We start from the raw sequence: 22,646 nt of genomic DNA on the forward strand, positions 1-22,646 counted from the left end.
AGGGATTTTGGATGTGAAATAATTACAAATTCCAAAAAGACAAGCTTCCTTAACTTTAATCGAAACCCTCACAAGAGAAAAAGCACAGTTTATAAAAGGCTTATGAAAAAGTTAAAATTTCCTTCAGCACAAACCTTATTATTCATTATTGCTGGATTAGTGGCTTTATTAACATGGGTTGTTCCTGCAGGGAAATACGACAGCCTTTCTTACAACGCTTCAAGTCAAACTTTTACTAAAACCAGTCTTGAAGCCACCTACGAACTTCCTGCTACAACAGAAACATTAAACAATCTTGGCATAAAAATCCCTTTGGAAAAATTTACTAGTGGCGCCATCTATAAACCTATCGGGATTCCTCATTCATACAAAGCACTGCCAGCGAACTCTCAAGGATTTTTCGATTTAGTGAAAGCCCCTATAAAGGGTATAATTGAAGCTGCTGATATCATTTTTCTTATATTAATTATTGGCGGTTTAATTGGTATTATGAACTTAACAGGCGCCTTTGATGCCGGCATTGCTTGGACAGCCAAAATACTTAAGGGCAATGAATACCTATTAATTATTTTAGTAACCACCATCATAGCGTTAGGAGGAACTACTTTTGGACTTGCTGAAGAAACCATGGCCTTCTACCCTATTTTAATTCCCGTTTTTTTAGCTGCAAAATATGATGCCCTTGTTGGGGTGAGCTGTATATTTCTGGGTTCGGCAATCGGTACCATGTGCTCTACTGTTAATCCGTTTTCAACAATAATCGCTTCAGATGCTGCAGGAATCAACTGGACCACTGGTTTACAAAGTCGGTTAATTATGCTTGTGCTTTGTTTAAGTATTACTATAATTTACATTCTTCGTTATGCCAAACGCGTAAAAACCAATCCTTCAAAATCTATCATATACAATCAAAAAGAAGACATTGAAGCCCGTTTTAAAATAAAAACCAATAGCTATACTAAGTTTTCGGGACGACTAAAAGCGATTACCTTTGTGTTTTCTGCATCTTTTGTGGTTATGATTATTGGTGTCTCGTTTTTAGATTGGTGGTTTATTGAAATGACCACGACCTTTTTAGTAACCGCCATCATTATTGGAATTCTAGCCAAAATCAAGGAAAGAACATTCATTGAAACTTTTGTTAAAGGTGCAGCAGATTTATTAAGCGTCGCCTTTATTGTTGGCATCGCCAGAGGTGTCACCATTCTTATGCAAGATGGTCTGATTAGCGACACCCTGTTATTTCACGCCAGCACTATTACTGAAGGTATGCCCAAAGCCCTTTTTACAAATTTCATGCTTTTTATTTATGCGGGACTCTCGTTTTTTATGCCATCATCTTCAGGAATGGCTGTATTAACTATGCCCGTGATGGCACCCCTTGCCGACACCGTTAATTTAGGTAGAGAAGTTATAGTAAACACCTACCAATATGGGATGGGACTTCTTTATTTGATTAGTCCTACAGGATTAATTTTGGCCGCTTTAGCTATTGTTAATATCGGATTTAACAAGTGGCTAAAGTTTGTTACCCCATTACTCATCATATTAACGTTAACAACCATGGCCTTTTTAAGCCTCTCTGTTTATTTATAATAAAGAAGAAGATACCCGCTCAAATCTATATACAGATGAATTTTGCTTTACCTGAAAGCTTTTACAGTTAGAAAAAGGCATAAACTCATAGTCTGAATCGTAACAAAACGTCTTTTTATCAACTTGAAAATAGGCGTCACAATCCACCCTTCCGTAAGGAGAAATACGTCTGAATCTATAATTAATATCGTCATCGGTTTTGTGAAGTTCAAACCAAGCTCCTCCTCCTATTCCAGACAACCATTGTGCTTTATCACTTAATCCCACCACCTCTTTTGACAACAGGTTACCTTCCAAGTTCGGCTGAAAACCTTTCAACCTATCTAAAAAACACCTGAGATTTTCACTTTTTTGAGAGCCTTTAAACTTGGAGATATCGCCGTTTTCTGAAACTTTAAAAATGGTATCCTCCGTATCACTCAACAGAACATTACCAACGGTGCTAGATGTAAATCTTTGCATTTTTCTGAGTTGCTTTCGAATGCGATCATCAGTTACTGAAGCCAACAAGGTATCGGTTACGAAACGCGCACAGTTAGAAGCTTCCCGTTTAAAAGCAGCATAGCGAACGGCCTTTTCACCTTGTAAATTTAATATGAATGACCGCGCCTTATTGTAATCAACAGAACTGCAAACGGAAGCTAACATCGCCCCTTCTCCATGGGTGATTTTGGGATGCGTTACTAAATATTTTAAAATGTCATCTAAATTTTTAATAACACCTTTTTCCATTTCTGCCTTAAATGGCATTTCCAATTCATTATCGGTTTCATAACTGCGAACGCGACCAAATGGGGCTGGTACGATATAGCGGCCAAAATCGTAATAATCTAAAGCACCGGTTTCTTTTTCGACTAAAACTAATGCAGCATGTCCGGCTCTCACATAATTTTTAGTACCAATACCAAAAAACCGTAAATAGGGTGCATACCATTCTTTTGGCAACCTAACCACCGTATCGGGGTAAGCTAGAGTTATAACAATTCCCGTATTAACCATGCATAGCAGATTTTTGAAAATCGAACACCTCTTCAGAAATCATTTCGTTTTCAAGGGATTCATATCGCATATTCACTTTGTCATTCTTCTTTTCTATCTGTGTGATACTAGTCGTTTTCACAAAGCCACGATCCATGATCACACCATAATCACGATTTGTTCCTCCTGCAGTTTTATGAAATTTCAAGATTTGTCCTGCCCGCCTATCGCCTTCAGATAAAAAATCATGAAACCAACATTGGCGTTCCTTTTTCATGGCTTCGGTATATAAGGTTGAAGAGGACCAAATCCTTGGTTTTAAAGGCAACTTCTCAAAATGCCTTTCTTCGCCATCCCAAACCAATTCAAAAAATTGAAGATGCGTTTTCCAGTCTACTATAACGATGGTAAAAGGTTCAATATCCTTAAAATTGTAGTTTTCAACATCTTCAACAACATACTCCATAAGCATCAAATCTTTAGCAACGAGTCCGCGACTTTTACGGTACGTTGCTTTACGTTCATGCAACGCAAAACCACCATTAAGCACACAAACTAATCGTTTTTTTTCGCTAACACCAATCCATGTCCCTCCAGACAAAGGGTCTTTAGGGAATAAAATTTTTGTGTTTTCAACAGAAGAAAAGCTAGGATTAACGGCAGGCCGATCAGGAGATTCATCGCGATTTGAAGTCAATATAAAATCGGTAGCATTAACTGGAAACAAACTTACGGTGCACATAAAATGATTAGTCAGAAAAAAGTTGAGCCAACTTACAAAAAATATTTAACAGACAACTATTTCGGCATGACACATAAACCTATAATCCCAAGTCGTACTAGTATTCACCAAACATAGTACCTTTCAAGATTATTGAAATCTTGCCGCCTATCTTTAAAATTATGCTTAATTTTATTCTTTAAAACAGCTTTTTTTAGCTTATTCAATTTTCAATGAAAAAATTACTATTCACCCTATGCATAGCTTTACCACTATTAACTTTTGGACAAGCTAGCAAACTATATAGACAAGCCTTAAGAACTTCCGATTTATCTGAAAGAATTTCGTTATTGAATGAAGTTATCAAATTAGAACCTAAAAACTTAGATGCTTATTTTCAACGCGCCTTGGCTAAAAACAATTCGGAAGACTACTACGGAGCCATTGTAGATTATTCTAAAATTATTGCAGAACAGCCAGACGCCGACTCCTATTATAACCGTGGAAATTCTAGGTATAGTGTTAAAGATTATGCTGAAGCTAAAGAAGATTATGCTAAAGCCTACCTTTTAGATGATAGTTTTATTGACGCCCTTTACAGTTTAGCCTGTGTGCGCTTAGATTTAGAAGAATACGACAAAGCGATTAGCGATTTCGATAAGGTGATTAAAAAAATTCCTGGGAATACAAAACCCTATATTTTAAGAGCTACAGCCCACAAGGCCTTGGAGAATTATCAAAAGGCTCTTGAAGATTATTCCACAGCGATTTTAATTCATCCTAGTCCAGAAAACTTTTTTGAAAGAGGTGTGTTTTTTATGGACGTAACACGCTACCAAGATGCTAACAATGATTTAACCATAAGCATCCGTTTAGACGACAATAATCCGTTTGCCTACTTCTACAAAGGCGCTTCAAGTTTGTTTCTAGGGAATGATATGAATTCAATTTCCGATTTTGAAAAAGTTTTAAAGTTTGACTCCAATGATTTTGATGCCCATCTTGGTCTGGCTATAGCCTATATAAACTTAAACGATAAAGTAAAAGCCAAACAGCATTTTGATAAAGCCAACAGTATTTTAAATTTAGGAGCCAACATATCAAGTATTGAAGCTTACAGTGATACGTACTGGTTTCAACACCAATATTACTTTTTCAATAAAGGGATTACGGCACTGGTAAAACTATAAGTTTAGCCACGGTACTTTAAAGGCAAATGCACTACTTTTTTTGTTTCAAAAAAGTCTTCCTCATAATAATCACTTAAATTATAAATGGTCGTGGTACGATAATCTTTAAGTTCTTCGGTTAAATCGCCACCTTTTAAATATAGAATACCATTTTTTAATTCATGTTTTTGTTCTTTGGCGATTTTCCCTTTTACCCAATGCACAAAAGTTGGCATAATGGCAACGGCACGACTTACTATAAAATCAAATTGCTCATCAATAGCTTCAACGCGACTATGAGTGGTTCTCACATTGGTTAGCCCTAGGCCTTCCACTACTTCGTTTACCACTTTAAGTTTTTTAGCAATACTATCAACCAAATGAAAAGAACATTCAGGAAACATAATAGCTAAAGGGATACCTGGAAATCCGCCACCTGTACCAACATCGAAAATGTTACTACCATCCTTAAACGAAATCACTTTTGCTATTCCTAAAGCATGCAAAACGTGGCGTAAATACAATTCATCAATATCTTTTCTTGACACCACATTAATTTTTAAATTCCAGTCTTGATACAGCGATTCTAATTGCGCAAACTTATTGATCTGGTCTTCTGTAAGATTAGGAAAGTACTTTAAGATGAGTTCCATATATTGTTAAATTTTCAACAAAAATATAGCTTTTAAACCCATTTTTTTACAAAATTTTGGTAATACTTAACTTTGTTTATTCCTATCTTTGCGCAGAATATGGCGTAACGAATTGATTTTTACGTCATATTAATTTAATTATAGCATGACAAAACAAGCATTATCATTTTCAAGAACAGATTCGGCAAAATTTTTCCGAACATTAAATAAACGCGTCAATGATTATTTCAAAGAAAATAACATTAAACGTACCGGAAACTGGAAACTGTACCTAAAAGCAGTGGTTATGTTTGCCTTACTTATTGTACCTGTTGTTTTAGTTTTAAGCCTTGATTTACCTTGGTGGGCACAAATTTTATGCATGATTACTACGGGAATCGGTATGGCTGGAGTTGGTATGAACGTGATGCACGACGCTAATCACGGATCTTTTTCAAGCAAAAAATGGGTTAATAAATTAATGGGAAGCAGCATATATATTTTAGCTGGTAACGATTACAACTGGAAAGTACAACACAATGTTCTTCATCACACATATACCAATATTCAAGGTCATGATGAAGATATTGACGCAGGAAGAATCATCCGTTTTTCGAAACACACCAAATGGTTAAGAATTCATAAATACCAACGTTTTTATGCCTTCTTTTTATACGGATTATTAACTGCAAACTGGGCTATTACGACCGATTTCATCCAAACGTACAAATACCTAAAAAGAAAATTAGCTTACGGAAAACTTCCTCACCCAGCTACACAATGGACCAAGCTTATTATTGGTAAAATCGTTTACTATACGATTTGGATTGTACTACCCCTATCTTTAGGGTTTGCTTGGTGGCAAGTTTTAATTGGTTTCTTCGTAATGCATTATACTGCAGGTATCATTTTAAGTGTAATTTTTCAATTAGCGCATGTAATGCCGAATACAGAAATGCCTGTACCTGATGAAGATGGCAACATGAAAAATACGTGGGCTATTCATCAATTATTCACAACCTCTAACTTTTCACCAAAAAGTTGGTTCGCCGAGTTTTATACAGGTGGGTTAAACAGACAAGTAGAGCACCATTTATTTGCTCACATCAGTCATATACATTACAGCAAAATCGCTAAAATCGTAAAAGAAACAGCGAATGAATACCGTTTACCTTACAACGAATATTCTACCTTTTGGCAAGCCGTTTCCGAACACTACAACCAACTAAAAGTTTTAGGTAAAAAACCTAATTTCGCATAAATTTTCAAACCACACTATAACAAATAATTTACATGCAATTACTATCTGATAGAATTTTAAACATGGCAACCTCTGCAACATTGGCAATGGCTGCTAAAGCAAGAGAGCTTAGAGGAGAAGGAAAAGATATCATAGGATTAAGTCTTGGAGAGCCAGATTTTAACACTCCAGATTTCATTAAAGACGCTGCAATTCAAGCGATTAATGAAAATTACAATTCTTACTCGCCTGTTGATGGTTATGCCGATTTAAAGGAAGCCATCATCACTAAATTCAAACGTGATAACAATTTAACCTATACTCCTGCTCAAATTGTAGTTTCAACAGGAGCAAAACAAGCGCTAGCTAATATTGCTGGGGTGATGTTAAACAATGGTGATGAAGTTATTTTACCATGTCCTTACTGGGTAAGTTACGCTGATATTGTAAAATTAAATGATGGTGTGCCAGTAGAAGTAAAAACAACTATTGACACAGACTTCAAAATGACTCCAGAGCAGCTTGAAGCAGCGATTACACCTCAAACAAAAATGATTTGGTTCAGTTCACCATGTAACCCAAGTGGATCGGTTTATAGCAAGTCTGAGTTAAGAGCTTTAGCTGATGTACTAGTAAAACACCCAAATATTTACGTTGTTTCAGATGAAATTTACGAACACATCAACTACGGTGAAGGTCATGCTAGTATTGCCGAGTTTGAAGACATGTACAACAATACCATTACAGTTAACGGGGTTTCTAAAGCCTTTGCAATGACAGGATGGCGTGTTGGGTACATTGGTGCTCCAGAGAAAATCGCTCGTGCTTGTAACAAATTACAAGGACAAATAACAAGTGGAACAAACTGTATAGCACAACGTGCCGTAATTACAGCTTTAAACGAGCCACCAACTCGTGTGCAGTACATGATTGACGAATTTAAAGTACGTCGTGATTTAATCTTAGACCTTTTAAATGATGTAGAAGGTTTTAAAACAAACACTCCTGAAGGTGCTTTTTATGTTTTCCCTAACGTAACACATTACTTCGGAAAGACTTTAAGAGGAAAGAAAATTAACAACGCTACAGATTTCTCATTATACTTATTAGAAGAAGCGCTTGTAGCTACTGTTACAGGTGAAGCTTTTGGAAATCCAGATTGTATCCGAATTTCTTATGCTGCTTCTCAAGAGCAAATCATTGAAGCGATTAAAAGAATAAAAGCTGCGGTAAGCGAATAATACTCCTGCCCACTTTATAAAACAAAAAAGCTACTGATAAAACGCAGTAGCTTTTTTTATGCACATTTTTCAGTGCTTTTATTTTTATCTTAATAATTTAAAGTTGAAAAGACCTTAACGATTCCTCCAGAAGAAAGGTGTAAATAAGATAAGTACCGTAAACAGTTCAAGCCTCCCTATAAGCATTAAAAAGGACGCCCACCACTTTCCTAATCCTGGCAATAACGCGTAGTTATTAACAGGTCCGAAATCACCAAATGCAGGCCCTACGTTTCCTAAAGTAGATGCTGCTAAACCTATAGCCGATTTAAACTCCAAGCCAAACATAGAGAACACCAAGGCTCCAATAATAAAGGACAACATATAAAGAATAAAAAAAGCTAACACGTTAAATACAATAAATCGGTTAATCGCTTTTCCATTATACCTTACTGGTACGATAGCATTTGGATGTAGGGTACGCTTAAATTCTAAAAATCCATTTTTTATTAAGATGAGATGGCGCACCACTTTCACACCACCAGAAGTACTTCCTGCCGAACCACCTAAAAACATGAGTCCGAAAAAGAAAACCACCAAAAATGGTGTCCATAAAGTATAATCGGCCGAAACAAAACCTGTTGTTGTAACTATGGATAATACTTGAAAAAGTGCATGCCTAAATGAACTTTCTGCCTGTCCCCAAACGATCGGGTGATGTATTGAAGAGATACTCAAATCGGCATGTAAATAAATGATAACTCCAGCTATTAAGGTAAAAATGGTGATGAATTTAAAGTACAATTTAAACTCTTCATCATGTAATATTTTTTGAAATTTCCCTTTGAATGCAAAATAACTCAATACAAAATTGGAACCTGCTAGAAACATAAATAAGCAAATAATGTATTGTATTATAGGCTGATGATTCCAATAAGCTACACTAGCGTTTTTAGTTGAAAACCCACCTGTAGACAAGGTACACATGGCATGATTAATCGCATCAAAAAATGACATCCCTGCAATGTTTAACAGAATAGTTTCAGCAGCGGTGTAACTAAAATAAATAAGCCATAAACGCTTTGCGGTATCGGTAATACGAGGATGAAGCTTATCACCACTCGGTCCTGGGGCTTCAGCAGCAAAAAGTTGCATCCCTCCAATACCCAACAAAGGAAGAATGGCAATAGCTAAAACGATAATCCCCATACCACCAATCCAGTGCGTTAAACTTCGCCAAAATAAAACCCCTTTCGGAATGACTTCAATATCGTTTAAAATAGAAGCTCCTGTGGTTGTATAACCCGACATGGTTTCAAAAAAAGCATCGGTAAAACTCGGAATACTTTCCGTTATCACATAAGGTAGAGTACCAGAAAGCGACATAATTATCCAGCCAAAGGCTACAACAATATACCCTTCTCGCTTATTCATAACTTTCTCATGGTTTCTTGTAAATACCATTGTGATGGCACCAACAACCATAGTTAATAAGCCCGCTATAAATATTTGGGACGTAACTCCGTCTTTGTAAAGTAAACTAACCAGTGAAGAAACTAGCATAAAACCGCCATTAAACAATAATAGCAATCCTAAGAAGTGAAAAATAATTTTAAAATTGAGTTTCAAAATAAGTACCGATTAATGGGCAAATTTATATAAATAATTTTTCAACGCGTTTTATCGATTTCAATAAACAACAAACCACCACGCGATCCCCGGCCTGAATTTTAAAATTACCTAAAGCAATCATACCAACACCGTTTCTTATAACCCCGCCTATAATAGCCGATCTAGGAAAATCAATAGATTTAATAGATTTGTTACAAACGGCTGAAGAACTTTTAACTTCAAATTCCAAAAGTTCGGCGTTTAAGTTACTCAGTTTGGTCATGGCAACCACTTCGCCACGTCTAATGTATCTAAAGATATTATTGGCTGCTAATAATTTTTTATTGATTAAAGTATCGATACCGATCGAATGCGACAGATCGAAATAATCCATGTTTTCAACCAAAGCGATGGTTTTTTTAACCCCTTTCGATTTAGCTACTAAACAGGACATGATGTTCGTTTCTGAATTTGGACCAACAGCAATAAAGGCATCCATATCACCAATATTTTCTTCATCTAACAAATCAGCATTTCGTCCATCACTATTAATCACCAGAACTTTGGTTAATACATCTGCAATATCAAAAGCACGATCTCTATTCCCTTCTATCAACTTCACATTAAACCCCTTCTCACTTAAATCACGGGCTGTTTTAAAACCAATTTGCCCACCACCTAAAATCATAACGTTTTTAATCTCGCGATTGATTTTACCAGTAAGTTTACAAAGTTCGTCGGCACCGCCTTCCGAAGTAATAAAAACAACATTATCACCTCTTTTAAAAACGGTATCTCCTCGTGGGATTATAGTGTATTGGGTACCAAATCGTTGAATAGCGATAGGAACAAAATGAATTTCGGGAAAAACTTCGGCTGCTTCCTTAACTGTTTTTCCAACAAAAGTGGCTGTTCTAGATAAGGTAAGGCCCGCCATGGTAAGCGCACCTTCTTCAAACTCGTAGTTTTCGTTAAATGACGACTGTTTTAATGACAACTCAATCTCTGAGGCTGCTAACGCTTCTGGAGAAATTAATTCATCGATACCAAATTTGGTAAAACCAACTTCATCTTTAAAACGAATAAATTCGGTATTAGAGATTCTGGCAATGGTTCGCATAGCACCAAGTTGCTTAGCTAAAACACAAATGGTAATATTCGTCGTTTCGCTAGAAGTTACGGCTATAAATAGATCACAAGTATCTACTCGTGCTTCTCGTAAAATAGCGATAGATGTCGCATCACCTTTAACAACTCGTATGTCTAATTGATTATCGGCGTGTGCTAAACTTTTTTTATTTGGGTCTATTAAAGTTATTTCTTGAGATTCGTAAGACAATAATTTTGCCAAATGAAATCCAACCTCACCTGCTCCCGCAATTATTATTTTCATTTTTCTGTCATCATAAAAAAGTAGCACAAATATAGTATAAAATAAAGGGCACTACATAAAATTGAAACAATATAATTATTTGGTTAGCTATTGTGTAAACCTTTGTTAAAAGTTTATATTTGTCAAAAATTTTTTCAACTTGTCAAAAGTAAAACCATACAAAAACAGCGCTTTAGGTAAAAAAGAACAAGTCACTAAAATGTTTGATAATATTTCTAGTGATTATGATGGCTTAAACCGAGTTATTTCCTTCGGAATTGACATTAAATGGCGCAAGAAAGTAGTTAATATCGTAAAAAACAGTAATCCTGAAAGCATTTTAGACATTGCTACGGGAACAGGTGATTTAGCGATTAACCTTGCTGAAACTGATGCTACCAAAATTGTGGGATTAGACATTAGCAGTGGGATGCTAGAAATAGGCAAGGAAAAAATTAAAAAGAAAGGCTTAGACTCTAAAATTGAAATGGTTTTAGGTGATAGCGAAAATCTACCGTTTAAAAATGACACTTTCGATGCCATTACCGTAGCTTTTGGAGTTAGAAATTTTGAAACTTTAGAAAACGGCCTCAAAGAAATATACCGCGTTTTAAAACCTAATGGAACTTTTGTGATTTTAGAAACCTCTGTTCCTACCAAAACACCATTTAAACAAGGATATAGTTTATACACGAAAAACATTTTACCACTAATAGGAAAAATATTTTCTAAGGACCGAAGTGCCTACAGATACTTATCGGAATCGGCCTCTGTTTTTCCTTATGGTGAAGCCTTGAACAATATTTTAAGAAAAATTGGGTTTATTAATGTTGAAGATTTTCCACAAACTTTGGGTGTGGCAACTATTTACAAATCATCTAAGTAAACATATGAAGCATTTTTTTGCACTAATCGCTTTCCTACTCATATTCCAAACATCAAACGCTCAGCTTTTTACACGAGAAAAAGTAACCTATGATGCCAATCAAGGACGAGGCTCAACCGATAACGATTTATTACGTTGGGGCTATTATTTAGGAATGAATATCTATGACTTTAATTTCGATTACTACGAAGACCTCACCGATATATACGTAAAAAGAGAACCAGGCTTTAGTGTTGGACTAATTGGAAACTTACGCATCAATAATTTTATTGATTTACGTTTGGAACCTGGTCTGAATATTACAACTCGAGAATTGCGTTATAGCGAAGATTATTTTGATGGCATGAGCTATACCGATGCAGACTTAGTTAGGGAAGTAAAATCGACATACATACACGTTCCTTTACTGATAAAAGTCTCAACAAAGCGTATCAATAACTTTAAACCTTTTGTTGTGGGTGGTTTTTCAACAGCCATTAACTTATCGAGTAACCAAGATAATCCTGAAGACAATTCTAGCGGACAATTTAGAACTAAAACAACACCTATCTTTTATGAATTAGGCTTCGGAATCGATTTTTACCTATACAATTTTAAATTCACACCTTCGGTACGTGGTGTTTTTGCTATTAGTGATGAATTGATTAGAGATGAAGACCCTAATAGTCCGTGGACAAGTAATATTGCAAGTATGAAAACACGTGGGGTATTTTTAAACTTTACCTTTCAATAAGGATAATTGTTAATGGAAATAAGTTTTTGGTTGTTGGGTTAAAAAAACGTTTTATATCAAGAACGCTTAAACTCGCTTAACAAAATAGCTGTTGCTGTGGCAACATTTAAACTTTCTGTAGCTTGCAAATCACCAAATCGAGGTATCGATATTTTTTTAGTGATTAGGTTTTCAATAATTTCCGAAATACCGTTAGCCTCGTTACCCATTACCAAAACACCTTGTTTCGGAAGTTCAGTTCTATAAACATTTTCACCTTCCATAAAAGCTCCAAAAACGGGAATGGTCTGTTTCTGCAGAAAGTTTTCTAATTCCAAATAACTCACGTTAACACGAGTTATAGACCCCATGGTGGCTTGTATAACTTTCGGATTAAAACAATCAACTGTATTTTTACTACAAACCAAATCTTTTATCCCAAACCAATCACACAACCGTATAATCGTACCTAAATTTCCAGGATCTCTCACATCATCGAGGGCTACTACCAATCCCTCGGCTTGTATGGTTTTAGGCTCAGGAATCCTAAAAAGGGCTAGCGCCTTATTTGGGGTGGTTAAGAAGCTAATCTTTTTTAATTCGGCAGCTGTAATTATAACTTCATTTTCAGATTTATTACCAAAGGATTCCGTGGTAAAAAGTTGATAGAGTTCCAATTCAGAATTCAACAATTCAGCAATCGTTTTAAGTCCTTCAACCACAAAAAAACCATGTTGAAGCCTATATTTTTTTTGCTTTAAACTCGTTATTAATTTAATCTGACTCTTTGATAGCATGTTCCTTTTAAAAATTTGTATAAAGAAAAGAAAATAATTAAAAGATTTACTTAGTCTCGAATTAATTAAATTCAATTTCTAGCTGAAATACCTTATTTTTGAACCTTAATAAGCTTCAAAAACATAAATCAAACACAAACTCTGCATTAACCATACTTCATTTGAAAAAACAGCACTTTAAAATATTCATGTTAGTATTATTTACAGGGCAATTTTTCTCGTGCGACACTGTAAAAAGAGTTAATGAAGGTGAGCTGTTGTTAACAGAAAACGAGGTGTTTGTAAATGATAAAAAAGACAACTCGGAAACAGTTGAAAATCTACTCTATCAACATCCCAACCGAAAAGCCTTAGGCGTTCCATTACGATTACACTTATACAATACGGCACGCCCTAACCGCGATTCTTTATTTGAAGCTTGGTTAGATAAAAATCCGAAACGGCGTGAGCGTTTAAAAATAATGTATTCACAAAAGCAGGTGGACAACTTAAAAAAATCTGCGCTTAGCTTTAACAATTGGCTTAAAGAAACTGGTGAAGCACCAGTAATAGTCAGTGAAGCCAAATCTAAAAAATCAACCAACCGTTTGGAGGCCTATTATATTAATCACGGATGGTTTAACGCTAAAGCGGAATACAACGTCATTAAAAAAGATGACAAACGCGCTGAAATTAAGTACAACGTTAATACAGGCACCCCTTTTATAATTGATTCGATATCTGAAACTATTAAATCTCCAAAGGTAAAATCACTTTATGACCGCTACAAATCGGAGTCCTTTATAAAATCAAACGAACAATATCAAACCGCCAATTTTGATGAGGAACGCAAAAGAATTTCAACAAGTCTGAGGAATTCTGGGGTATATCATTTTAATCAAGATTACATCACCTTCGAAATTGACACCATTGGCACGAACAAAAAAGTTAATGTTGGGCTTACTATTCAGGATCGATCTATTAGAGATCATGACTCGATTATTCGCCAGCCTTTTGATGTTTATACCATTAGAGACGTTAACGTTATTACCGATTATAGCTATGAAAACCGAGGGAAACCATTTCAAGATTCGACGTCTTTTAATGGTTATAAATTTTACAGTTATAACAAAATGCGGCATAGCCCAAAAGCCATAGCTGATGCTATTTTTATAAAACCAGGAGATGTTTTTAGAGACCGCGATATGATAAACACATACCGGCACTTAAAAGAACTACGAACATTTAGATACCCTAATATTGAAGTCACAGAAAGACTTGATAATACCATTACAGATACCATTTTATTAACACCTTTAAAGCGATTTAGTTTAGGGTTTAGTACCGACGTTTCTACGAGTAATATTCAAACGCTAGGTTTTTCCTTAAATCCAAGTTTGCTCATGCGAAATATTTTTAGAGGGGCCGAAACACTAGAAATTGCAGGTAAAGGTTCTATCGGATCTTCAAAAGATAAAAATAACCCGAATGATGCTTTTTTCGACATTGTTGAATATGGAGTCGATTTAAGGCTTACCATTCCAAGGTTCTTCTCTCCTTTTTACACCAAACACCTTATTCCCAAATACATGTCGCCAACAACTAATATTAGTTTAGCCATGACCAGCCAAACCAATATTGGCCTCGATAAACAAACTTTTGGAGGTGTATTTAATTACAATTGGGTGCCTAACAAAACGGTAACTAATAGAGTTGATGTCTTTAACATGCAGTATGTACAAAACTTAAATGTTGATGCTTATTTCGATGTGTATCAAAACTCATATGAATCATTAAATGAAATCGCTCATGAAGTTGATTACATCCCACCCGATCAAAATTTAGAAATTCCAGACGGAGCCAATGATTTTATAGATTATGCGACAAGTGTACCGCCACCGTCTGAGTTTTCCAATAGCCAGTTGACTACCGTAAATAGTATTAGTGAGCGAAAAGACCGATTAACCGAAAATAACTTAATCTTTTCTTCTAGCTGGAGCGTTATTGTAAATGAGCGAACGAGCCTTTTTGATGAAGACTATTACATTTTACGTTTTAAACTCGAACCTGCAGGTAACTTACTTTCTCTCGGTGCTGGTTTATTAAACCTAGACAAAGATGATGAAGGCAGATATAAACTCTTTGATGTCGCTTATTCTCAATTTATAAAAACGGAAATTGAATATACCAAGCACTGGGACTTAGGTAAAAAAAATGTACTTGCCTTCCGTAGTTTTCTTGGGATCGCTATTCCTTATGGCAATTCAAATAGTATTCCTTTTTCTCGAAGTTTTTTTGCTGGAGGCCCCAACGATAACAGAGCATGGACAGCCTATAGCTTAGGCCCTGGAAGTTCACAAACCACGGACGAGTTTAATGAAGCCAATTTAAAACTTGCTTTTAATGCAGAACAGCGTTTTCATATCTTAGAAAACTTTTATGGCGCCGTATTTGTTGACGTTGGTAATATCTGGAACGTTTTAGATAACGTAACGGATGAAGGTGCAACATTTACCGGGTTTAAGTCGCTAGAGGATTTAGCCGTTGGCTCAGGATTCGGACTTCGATACGACTTTAGCTTTTTTGTATTCCGATTTGATGTAGGTTTTAAAACACACGACCCTTCTTACAACAAAAAGAACAGATGGTTTAACGATTTTAATTTCTCTAATGCAGTATATAATATAGGTATTAATTACCCTTTTTAAGCTGCTTTTTAAGCCTGTATCACTACAACGTTTTAGTATCATTTTTGCTTTTTATCAAAACAAAAGACCAATAAAATACTTAAAAAATGATTACTTTTATACTTTACTAACTTTGAATTATATTTTTTAAAAATGGGACACAATATTAAACCAGGAGTAGCTACGGGACAGGAAGTTCAAGCTATATTCAAACATGCAAAAGATAATAACTACGCACTTCCAGCTGTTAACGTTATAGGATCAGATACCATTAATGGTGTTTTAGAAACCGCAAGAGACTTGAACGCTCCTGTAATCATTCAGTTTTCTAATGGTGGTGCTCAATTTAATGCAGGTAAAGGTTTAAATAACGACGGACAAAAAGCTGCTATTGCTGGTGGTGTTGCAGGTGCAAAACACGTTCATACCTTAGCGGAAGCTTATGGTGTTCCTGTAATTTTACATACAGACCACTGTGCAAAGAAATTATTGCCTTGGATTGATGGTTTATTAGATGCTAGTGAAAAACATTTCGCTGAAACTGGAAAACCTTTATTCAGTTCTCATATGATTGATTTATCTGAGGAACCTCTTGAAGAAAATATTGCCATTTGCAAAACGTATTTAGAGCGTATGAGCAAAATGGGCATGACTTTAGAAATTGAACTTGGTATTACTGGTGGTGAAGAAGATGGTGTGGATAATTCAGATGTTGATGATTCTAAATTATACACCCAGCCTGAAGAAGTTGCTTATGCTTATGAAGAACTAAGTAAGGTAAGTCCTCAATTTACAATTGCTGCTGCTTTTGGTAACGTTCACGGCGTATACAAACCTGGAAACGTAAAATTAACTCCAAAAATCTTAAAGAATTCACAGGAATACATTTCTAAGAAATATAATGTAGAACACAACCATATCGACTTTGTATTCCATGGTGGTTCTGGATCTACCGTAGAAGAAATTCGTGAAGGTATCAGCTATGGTGTTATAAAAATGAATATTGATACCGACTTGCAATATGCATTCATGACTGGTATTAGAGATTATATGGGAGAAAAATCAGAATACCTAAAATCTCAAATCGGTAACCCTGATGGAGAAGATTCTCCTAATAAAAAACATTACGACCCAAGAGTTTGGTTACGTGAAGGAGAAAAAACATTCGTAGCACGTTTAAAAAAGGCTTTCGAAGATTTAAACAACGTAAATACTTTATAGTATCAAGTTCATTGTACTATAAAAACTTATTAAAGGTTTTGCTTAACGCAGAACCTTTTTTTGCATTATAGAGTTCTTTTTCAATAAATTACAACAAGACTTTAAGAAAACATGCATGTGGTTACAAGAAATTTAAAAAAAGGCTTAATTTTGTATCCAGACTTTTTCTAAATAGTTTAAAGTGAAATCATTTCAATTTAATACTCATAAGCAAGGAAAAGCAGCCCTAAACATTTAAAATTGAAAACCTTTTTTAGCCCAGCTGAAAAAACTAAAATATATTAAGTAATATGACTTGGTTTAAAAGAACAACAAAAGGTATCACAACCACTACCGAAGAGAAAAAAGACACTCCAAAAGGTCTTTGGTACAAATCTCCAACAGGTAAAATTGTAGATACCGAAGAATTAGAGAAAAACTTCTATGTAAGCCCAGAAGATGGTTACCATGTTAGAATTGGAAGTAAAGAATACTTCGAAATCCTTTTTGATGATAACAAATTTAAAGAGCTTGATACGAACTTAGAATCTAAAGACCCTTTAAAATTCGAGGATACCAAAAAATACCCAGAGCGTTTAAAATCGGCTCAAAACAAAACCAACTTAAAAGATGCCGTAAGAACTGCTGTAGGTAAATCAAAAGGAAAAGATTTAGTTGTAGCCTGTATGGATTTCGCTTTTATTGGAGGATCGATGGGAAGTGTTGTAGGTGAAAAAATTGCTAGAGCAGCCGATTATTCTCTAAAGAATAACATTCCTTTAATGGTTATTTCTAAATCTGGAGGAGCTCGTATGATGGAAGCTGCTTTATCTTTAATGCAATTAGCAAAAACTTCGGTAAAACTAGCTCAATTAGCAGATAAAGGCATACCATATATTTCACTTTGTACAGACCCTACAACAGGAGGAATTACAGCTTCTTTTGCCATGTTAGGAGATATTAATATTGCAGAACCAGGTGCTTTAATCGGTTTTGCAGGACCTAGAATTGTAAAAGATACTACTGGAAAAGATTTACCAGATGGGTTCCAAACTTCTGAGTTTTTATTAGAACACGGATTTTTAGATTTTATTACCCAACGTAAAGAATTAAAAAATAAAGTGAATCAATATTTAGATTTAGTTCTAAATCAGCCTTTAAGAGACTAATTTTCTAGATGACTAGATACAATTAACCTGTTTTATTTGATAAAACAGGTTTTTTTTATGCACTTTTAAAAGATATTGAAAATACAGTACCTTCCCCCACTACACTGGTTACTTTAACTTGACCTCCCAAAGATTCTATATGATTTTTAGTTATAAACAGACCTATTCCAATAGCATCTTTATTACAGTGAAAGGTTTTGTACATCTGAAAAAGCTTATCCCCATATTTTTCTAGGTCTATGCCCTTACCGTTATCTTTAATATTTAAAATAACAAACCCCTCCTCTTTTGTTGTGCTTAAATTAATTTGAGGCTTCCTGTTTTCATCTCTATATTTAATCGCGTTAGTTAGAAAGTTCAAAATAATACTATCTAAATAAGCTGGTAATCCTTTAATGATTAAATCATCATCTACATTATTTATAATAGTAGTATTGGTGTTTTTAGCAAAAGCTGCTACAGTATAAATAGCCTTATCAACATAATCGTATAAATTTAAATGTTTAATCTCACTAGATTCTACCTGCTTTATTTTAGCAACTTCAGCTAAGTGCGACACGGTTTCTTCAAGGTTTTCGATAGCGTGAGATAAGAGCTCAAAATTTTCATTACCTGCTAACCAACTAAATTCTTCTTCTAAAAACCCTTTAATAGTCGATAAATTTCCTGAATGCGACCTTAAATTATGGGTGATAATATCCGCAAAAGCGGTGAGTCGTTCATTTTGCTCACGAACAACACGTAACATTAATTTCAACTTGTCTTGATTTCTTTTACGGTTGGTAATATCCGAAAACTGCCAAATCATTTGTCCAGGAGAACCATCGGCATTTTCAATTAACGACACCGAAATAAGCACCCAAATTATAGAACCATCTTTATGAAAATAGCGTTGCCTGACCCGGTACCTACTAATTTTTCCCTGAAGTAAACGCTCATATTTAATCTGATGAACCCCTAAATCTTCCCTGAAAATAATAGTTTCAATGTTCATATTGAACAACTCTAGCCTGGAATACCCAAAAAGTTCACAAACACTATCATTAACTTTTATCCAATCGCCATCCAAAGTAAGAATGGCAATACCATTATAAGTATTATTAAATATTCTTTCTAAAGAATCGTAAGTATCCGGAAAGTTGTTGTGAGAAAATAGAGCTTTCATAGTTTATCCTAAACATTTTTTAATCCATAAAAATTGAGCATGCTATATAATCTTTATTCTTAAGGAGTTCATTTAAACCATTAGGGACTTAAAATTCTAACGAGGTAAATAACATTTCAAATCGTAATCCATTTAATTAGTAAAAGTTACGCAAAAAAACTATCAAACCCAAAAAAGTTAGTATATTTGCCGCTCGAAAGAAAATCTTTCGTGTACATAAAAATCATTTACAATAATATTAGCATGTATTTAGCAAAAGAAGCAAAGGAAGAACTTTTCGCAAAACACGGTAAAGGAAAAAACGATACTGGTTCTGCAGAAGGTCAAATCGCGTTATTTACGCACAGAATTAATCACTTAACAGAGCACTTAAAAAAGAATCGTAAAGATTTCAACACCGAGCGTTCGTTAGTAAAATTAGTAGGTAAGCGTAGAGCTTTACTAGATTACTTAACTAAGAAAGATATCTTAAGATATCGTGCCATAGTAAAAGAACTAGGATTAAGAAAATAACATTAAAAAGGGGCTAATTTAGCCCCTTTTTTTTATCTTAGCCATTCGTTTTTGACTTTCCTATTTTCGAACTAAGATTTTCAAAAAACAGCTCTAACGTAAGAGTTTAAAACACGTATTGAAGAAGCTAATTACAGTTTTTCATTGGTCATACAACAACTACACACAACAACACAACGACCATTGTTTAATTTAGTATAAAATATTTATGATTCCACAAGTTTTTAAAGAGGTCATAGACCTAGGGGACGGTAGAGAAATCTCTATTGAAACTGGAAAATTAGCAAAACAGGCACATGGTTCTGTTGTTGTTCAATCGGGAAAATGTATGTTATTATGTACAGTTGTTTCCAATTATAAATCTTCTGATGTAGACTTTTTACCGTTAACAGTTGATTATCGTGAAAAATTTGCTGCTGCAGGACGCTACCCAGGTGGTTTCTTTAAAAGAGAAGCACGCCCAAGTGATGGTGAAGTATTAACGATGCGTTTAGTGGATCGTGTTTTACGTCCGTTATTCCCAAAAGATTACCATTCAGAAACTCAGGTAATGATTCAATTGATGTCTCATGACCCAGAAGTTATGCCTGATGCTATGGCTGGTTTAGCTGCATCAGCTGCAATTCAATTATCAGATTTCCCTTTTGAATGCCCTATCTCTGAAGTAAGAGTAGGTAGAATCAATGGAGAATTCATCATTAACCCTTCTTATGCGCAACTTGCAGAAAGTGATATCGATATGGTTATCGGTGCATCAGCTGACTCTGTGATGATGGTAGAAGGTGAAATGGATGAAATTTCTGAAGAAGAAATGACAGAAGCTATCAAATTTGCACACGAAGCTATCAAAGTGCAATGTGAAGCCCAAGTAAAATTGGCTGAAGCTTTTGGTAAAAAAGAAACACGCGAATATGAGCCTGAACGTGAAGATGCTGAATTAGCACAAAAAATTCACGATATGGCATACGATAAAGTTTATGCTGTAGCTAGAGCAGGATCTTCTAAACATGAAAGAGGTGCTGCATTTGCAGAAATAAAAGAAGAAATAATCGCTTCATTTTCGGAAGAAGAATTAGAAGATTTTGGAGGATTAGTATCTAAATACTATAGCAAAGCAGAGAAAAATGCTGTAAGAGACTTAACGTTAAATGAAGGTTTACGTTTAGATGGTCGTAAAACAACAGACATCAGACCAATCTGGTGTGAAGTAGATTATTTACCATCTACACATGGTTCTTCTATTTTTACACGTGGGGAAACTCAAGCTTTAGCAACCGTTACTTTAGGAACTTCTAGAGAAGCTAATCAAATTGATATGCCATCTTTTGAAGGTGAAGAGCGTTTCTATTTACACTATAACTTCCCTCCTTTTTCTACAGGTGAAGCAAGACCAATTCGTGGAACATCTCGTCGTGAGGTAGGACACGGTAACTTAGCTCAACGTGCCTTAAAAGGAATGGTTCCAGAAGATTGTCCTTACACAGTAAGAGTAGTTTCTGAAATCTTAGAATCTAATGGTTCTTCTTCTATGGCAACAGTTTGTGCTGGTACTATGGCTATGATGGATGCAGGTGTACAATTAAAGAAACCTGTTTCTGGTATCGCTATGGGATTAATTTCTGATGCAGATTCTGGAAAATATGCTGTTTTATCTGATATTTTAGGTGATGAAGATCATTTAGGAGACATGGACTTTAAAGTTACAGGTACTGCCGATGGTATTACGGCTTGTCAAATGGATATTAAAGTAAAAGGACTTTCTTATGAAATTCTTGTAAATGCTTTAAAACAAGCCAGAGATGGTCGTTTACATATTTTAGGAAAAATTACGGAGACTATTGCAACACCTAATTCAGGAGTTAAAGATCACGCTCCAACGATGATTACACGTCGTATTCCTAATGAATTTATCGGTGCTTTAATCGGTCCTGGTGGAAAAGTGATTCAAGAATTACAAAAAGAAACAGACACAACTATCGTAATTAATGAAGATCCTGTTACCGAAGAAGGTGTTGTTGAAGTACTTGGCGTAGGCAGTAAAGGTATTGATGCCGTTAATGCTAAAATCGATGCTTTAATGTTTAAGCCTGAAGTAGGAAAGGTTTACCAAGTTAAAGTCATTAAAATGCTTGATTTTGGTGCTGTTGTAGAATATACTGAAGCTCCAGGAAATGAGGTTTTATTACATGTAAGTGAATTAGCTTGGGAACGTACCGAAAACGTAACTGATGTGGTTAATATGGGTGATGTTTTTGATGTGAAATACTTTGGTGTAGATCCAAGAACTCGTAAAGAGAAAGTATCTCGCAAAGCAATTTTGCCAAAACCTGAAGGTTATGTTGCAAGACCACCAAGAGACGATAAACGTTCAGGTGGACGTGATAACAGAGGTAATGATAATCGCGGACGTGATAATCGTCGTGACGATAGAAAACCTAAAGGAGACAGATAATATTTGATTCCTATATAGATTAAACCCCATAAAGTTAGCTTTATGGGGTTTCTTTTTGAGAGGTGTTTTTAATTGAAAATAGCTTTTAAATTCCTAAGGAAGCGTACGATTACTCTTATGTACTTAGATACAATATCTAAAGATTAGTAATAAGATTAACAGTAAATAACCGATAGCCAAGAAACCTCCAAAAAATAAAGGCAAAGACTTATGGAATACATTTTTGAATAATTTGGTTGTCATAATAACGAGTATTGAGAGTAATTGGATAAATTATAAACATATTTAAAAACTTAAATGATCTAGTAACCTAGGTTAAATCGGTTAATTAAACAATCATTTTAATTTTTAAACCTTTTTAATTTATTTCCTACAAATTAAACTCAAAAAACAACGTATAACACCTAGACAAAGGGAGACAAATAGGAGACATTATAGCTTTTGTGGTATTTTTCGGCCAACTTTGTGGTATAGACTATTATAAAAATATATCCTCCTTCCTGATTAATAAATTTTTAAATAGCTAAATAGCAAGATCGTTTTCACT

18 protein-coding genes are annotated in these 22,646 nt (G+C 35.0%); 11 read left to right on the plus strand and 7 right to left on the minus strand.

Features of this window, described 5'->3' with window-relative positions:
- The first annotated feature begins 102 nt into the window (after positions 1-102).
- Positions 103-1,596: a YfcC family protein gene (locus JJL45_RS14745; protein WP_202664181.1), complete on the plus strand. Its 1,494-nt coding sequence runs from the start codon at positions 103-105 to the stop codon at positions 1,594-1,596.
- Here JJL45_RS14745 and JJL45_RS14750 read toward each other — a convergent pair.
- Both JJL45_RS14750 and JJL45_RS14755 read right to left on the minus strand, forming a co-directional pair.
- Positions 1,591-2,595, minus strand: a complete 1,005-nt coding sequence (locus tag JJL45_RS14750; RefSeq protein ID WP_202664182.1) for a DUF6695 family protein — start codon at positions 2,593-2,595, stop codon at positions 1,591-1,593. The genes JJL45_RS14745 and JJL45_RS14750 overlap by 6 nt on opposite strands.
- Positions 2,588-3,316: an NRDE family protein gene (locus JJL45_RS14755; RefSeq protein WP_202664183.1), complete on the minus strand. Its 729-nt coding sequence runs from the start codon at positions 3,314-3,316 to the stop codon at positions 2,588-2,590. The genes JJL45_RS14750 and JJL45_RS14755 overlap by 8 nt, the downstream gene beginning before the upstream one ends.
- 212 nt (positions 3,317-3,528) lie before the next feature.
- On the opposite strand from JJL45_RS14755, the gene JJL45_RS14760 reads away from it, so the two are divergent.
- The gene (locus JJL45_RS14760; protein WP_202664184.1) at positions 3,529-4,485 is read left to right on the plus strand and encodes a tetratricopeptide repeat protein; all 957 of its coding nucleotides are present in this window, start codon (positions 3,529-3,531) and stop codon (positions 4,483-4,485) included.
- Positions 4,486-4,487: 2 nt separating this feature from the next.
- On the opposite strand, the gene rsmG is transcribed toward JJL45_RS14760, so the two are convergent.
- Positions 4,488-5,117, minus strand: a complete 630-nt coding sequence (rsmG, locus tag JJL45_RS14765) for a 16S rRNA (guanine(527)-N(7))-methyltransferase RsmG (RefSeq protein ID WP_202664185.1) — start codon at positions 5,115-5,117, stop codon at positions 4,488-4,490.
- Between the two features lie 145 nt (positions 5,118-5,262).
- On the opposite strand from rsmG, the gene JJL45_RS14770 reads away from it, so the two are divergent.
- Both JJL45_RS14770 and JJL45_RS14775 read left to right on the plus strand, forming a co-directional pair.
- Positions 5,263-6,357, plus strand: coding sequence for a fatty acid desaturase family protein (locus JJL45_RS14770; RefSeq protein WP_067149903.1), 1,095 nt, complete (start codon positions 5,263-5,265; stop codon positions 6,355-6,357).
- 32 nt (positions 6,358-6,389) lie between these two features.
- Positions 6,390-7,577 (plus strand): pyridoxal phosphate-dependent aminotransferase, encoded by a 1,188-nt coding sequence (locus JJL45_RS14775; RefSeq protein WP_068603784.1) that lies wholly within the window; start codon positions 6,390-6,392, stop codon positions 7,575-7,577.
- A gap of 114 nt (positions 7,578-7,691) precedes the next feature.
- Here JJL45_RS14775 and JJL45_RS14780 read toward each other — a convergent pair whose 3' ends face one another.
- Positions 7,692-9,119: a TrkH family potassium uptake protein gene (locus JJL45_RS14780; RefSeq protein ID WP_242521394.1), complete on the minus strand. Its 1,428-nt coding sequence runs from the start codon at positions 9,117-9,119 to the stop codon at positions 7,692-7,694.
- A gap of 91 nt (positions 9,120-9,210) precedes the next feature.
- Positions 9,211-10,587: a Trk system potassium transporter TrkA gene (gene trkA, locus JJL45_RS14785; RefSeq protein ID WP_262895013.1), complete on the minus strand. Its 1,377-nt coding sequence runs from the start codon at positions 10,585-10,587 to the stop codon at positions 9,211-9,213.
- 112 nt (positions 10,588-10,699) lie between these two features.
- Between trkA and ubiE the strand changes: the two genes are divergently transcribed.
- Both ubiE and JJL45_RS14795 read left to right on the plus strand, forming a co-directional pair.
- On the plus strand, positions 10,700-11,425 hold the full coding sequence (ubiE, locus tag JJL45_RS14790) for a bifunctional demethylmenaquinone methyltransferase/2-methoxy-6-polyprenyl-1,4-benzoquinol methylase UbiE (protein ID WP_067149919.1): 726 nt from the start codon (positions 10,700-10,702) through the stop codon (positions 11,423-11,425).
- A gap of 4 nt (positions 11,426-11,429) precedes the next feature.
- Positions 11,430-12,158 carry a porin family protein gene (locus tag JJL45_RS14795; RefSeq protein ID WP_068603791.1) on the plus strand — a complete coding sequence of 243 codons (729 nt, stop codon included), beginning with the start codon at positions 11,430-11,432 and terminating at the stop codon, positions 12,156-12,158.
- Between the two features lie 56 nt (positions 12,159-12,214).
- Here JJL45_RS14795 and JJL45_RS14800 read toward each other — a convergent pair whose 3' ends face one another.
- The gene (locus tag JJL45_RS14800; protein ID WP_068603792.1) at positions 12,215-12,934 is read right to left on the minus strand and encodes a TrmH family RNA methyltransferase; all 720 of its coding nucleotides are present in this window, start codon (positions 12,932-12,934) and stop codon (positions 12,215-12,217) included.
- 188 nt (positions 12,935-13,122) lie between these two features.
- On the opposite strand from JJL45_RS14800, the gene JJL45_RS14805 reads away from it, so the two are divergent.
- The 3 genes from JJL45_RS14805 to accD all read left to right on the plus strand — a co-directional run bounded on the left by JJL45_RS14805 (position 13,123) and on the right by accD (position 17,969).
- Positions 13,123-15,621 carry a BamA/TamA family outer membrane protein gene (locus tag JJL45_RS14805; protein WP_242521395.1) on the plus strand — a complete coding sequence of 833 codons (2,499 nt, stop codon included), beginning with the start codon at positions 13,123-13,125 and terminating at the stop codon, positions 15,619-15,621.
- A 132-nt stretch (positions 15,622-15,753) separates the two neighbouring features.
- Complete coding sequence (gene fbaA, locus JJL45_RS14810) at positions 15,754-16,821, plus strand: class II fructose-bisphosphate aldolase (protein WP_202664187.1); 1,068 nt, start codon at positions 15,754-15,756, stop codon at positions 16,819-16,821.
- A gap of 290 nt (positions 16,822-17,111) precedes the next feature.
- Positions 17,112-17,969 (plus strand): acetyl-CoA carboxylase, carboxyltransferase subunit beta, encoded by an 858-nt coding sequence (gene accD, locus JJL45_RS14815; protein WP_068603797.1) that lies wholly within the window; start codon positions 17,112-17,114, stop codon positions 17,967-17,969.
- 55 nt (positions 17,970-18,024) lie between these two features.
- On the opposite strand, the gene JJL45_RS14820 is transcribed toward accD, so the two are convergent.
- Positions 18,025-19,134, minus strand: a complete 1,110-nt coding sequence (locus JJL45_RS14820; protein WP_068603799.1) for a sensor histidine kinase — start codon at positions 19,132-19,134, stop codon at positions 18,025-18,027.
- A 243-nt stretch (positions 19,135-19,377) separates the two neighbouring features.
- On the opposite strand from JJL45_RS14820, the gene rpsO reads away from it, so the two are divergent.
- On the plus strand, positions 19,378-19,647 hold the full coding sequence (gene rpsO / locus JJL45_RS14825) for a 30S ribosomal protein S15 (protein WP_067149941.1): 270 nt from the start codon (positions 19,378-19,380) through the stop codon (positions 19,645-19,647).
- A 208-nt stretch (positions 19,648-19,855) separates the two neighbouring features.
- Entirely contained in the window at positions 19,856-22,099 is a 2,244-nt protein-coding gene (locus tag JJL45_RS14830; protein ID WP_202664188.1) for a polyribonucleotide nucleotidyltransferase, read from the plus strand.
- Positions 22,100-22,646 lie beyond the last annotated feature (547 nt).

The sequence above is a fragment of the Tamlana sp. s12 genome, assembly GCF_016767215.1.
Lineage (GTDB): Bacteria > Bacteroidota > Bacteroidia > Flavobacteriales > Flavobacteriaceae > Pseudotamlana > Pseudotamlana agarivorans.

Coding starts and splice junctions, on each gene's coding strand:
- JJL45_RS14750 (WP_202664182.1), bottom strand. CDS start 2,595: ATGGTTAATACGGGAATTGTTATAACTCTAGCTTACCCCGATACGGTG.
- JJL45_RS14795 (WP_068603791.1), top strand. CDS start 11,430: ATGAAGCATTTTTTTGCACTAATCGCTTTCCTACTCATATTCCAAACA.
- JJL45_RS14830 (WP_202664188.1), top strand. CDS start 19,856: ATGATTCCACAAGTTTTTAAAGAGGTCATAGACCTAGGGGACGGTAGA.
- JJL45_RS14745 (WP_202664181.1), top strand. CDS start 103: ATGAAAAAGTTAAAATTTCCTTCAGCACAAACCTTATTATTCATTATT.
- rpsO (WP_067149941.1), top strand. CDS start 19,378: ATGTATTTAGCAAAAGAAGCAAAGGAAGAACTTTTCGCAAAACACGGT.
- JJL45_RS14760 (WP_202664184.1), top strand. CDS start 3,529: ATGAAAAAATTACTATTCACCCTATGCATAGCTTTACCACTATTAACT.
- accD (WP_068603797.1), top strand. CDS start 17,112: ATGACTTGGTTTAAAAGAACAACAAAAGGTATCACAACCACTACCGAA.
- JJL45_RS14805 (WP_242521395.1), top strand. CDS start 13,123: ATGTTAGTATTATTTACAGGGCAATTTTTCTCGTGCGACACTGTAAAA.
- JJL45_RS14820 (WP_068603799.1), bottom strand. CDS start 19,134: ATGAAAGCTCTATTTTCTCACAACAACTTTCCGGATACTTACGATTCT.
- JJL45_RS14780 (WP_242521394.1), bottom strand. CDS start 9,119: ATGCTAGTTTCTTCACTGGTTAGTTTACTTTACAAAGACGGAGTTACG.
- JJL45_RS14775 (WP_068603784.1), top strand. CDS start 6,390: ATGCAATTACTATCTGATAGAATTTTAAACATGGCAACCTCTGCAACA.
- JJL45_RS14800 (WP_068603792.1), bottom strand. CDS start 12,934: ATGCTATCAAAGAGTCAGATTAAATTAATAACGAGTTTAAAGCAAAAA.
- rsmG (WP_202664185.1), bottom strand. CDS start 5,117: ATGGAACTCATCTTAAAGTACTTTCCTAATCTTACAGAAGACCAGATC.
- JJL45_RS14770 (WP_067149903.1), top strand. CDS start 5,263: ATGACAAAACAAGCATTATCATTTTCAAGAACAGATTCGGCAAAATTT.
- fbaA (WP_202664187.1), top strand. CDS start 15,754: ATGGGACACAATATTAAACCAGGAGTAGCTACGGGACAGGAAGTTCAA.
- JJL45_RS14755 (WP_202664183.1), bottom strand. CDS start 3,316: ATGTGCACCGTAAGTTTGTTTCCAGTTAATGCTACCGATTTTATATTG.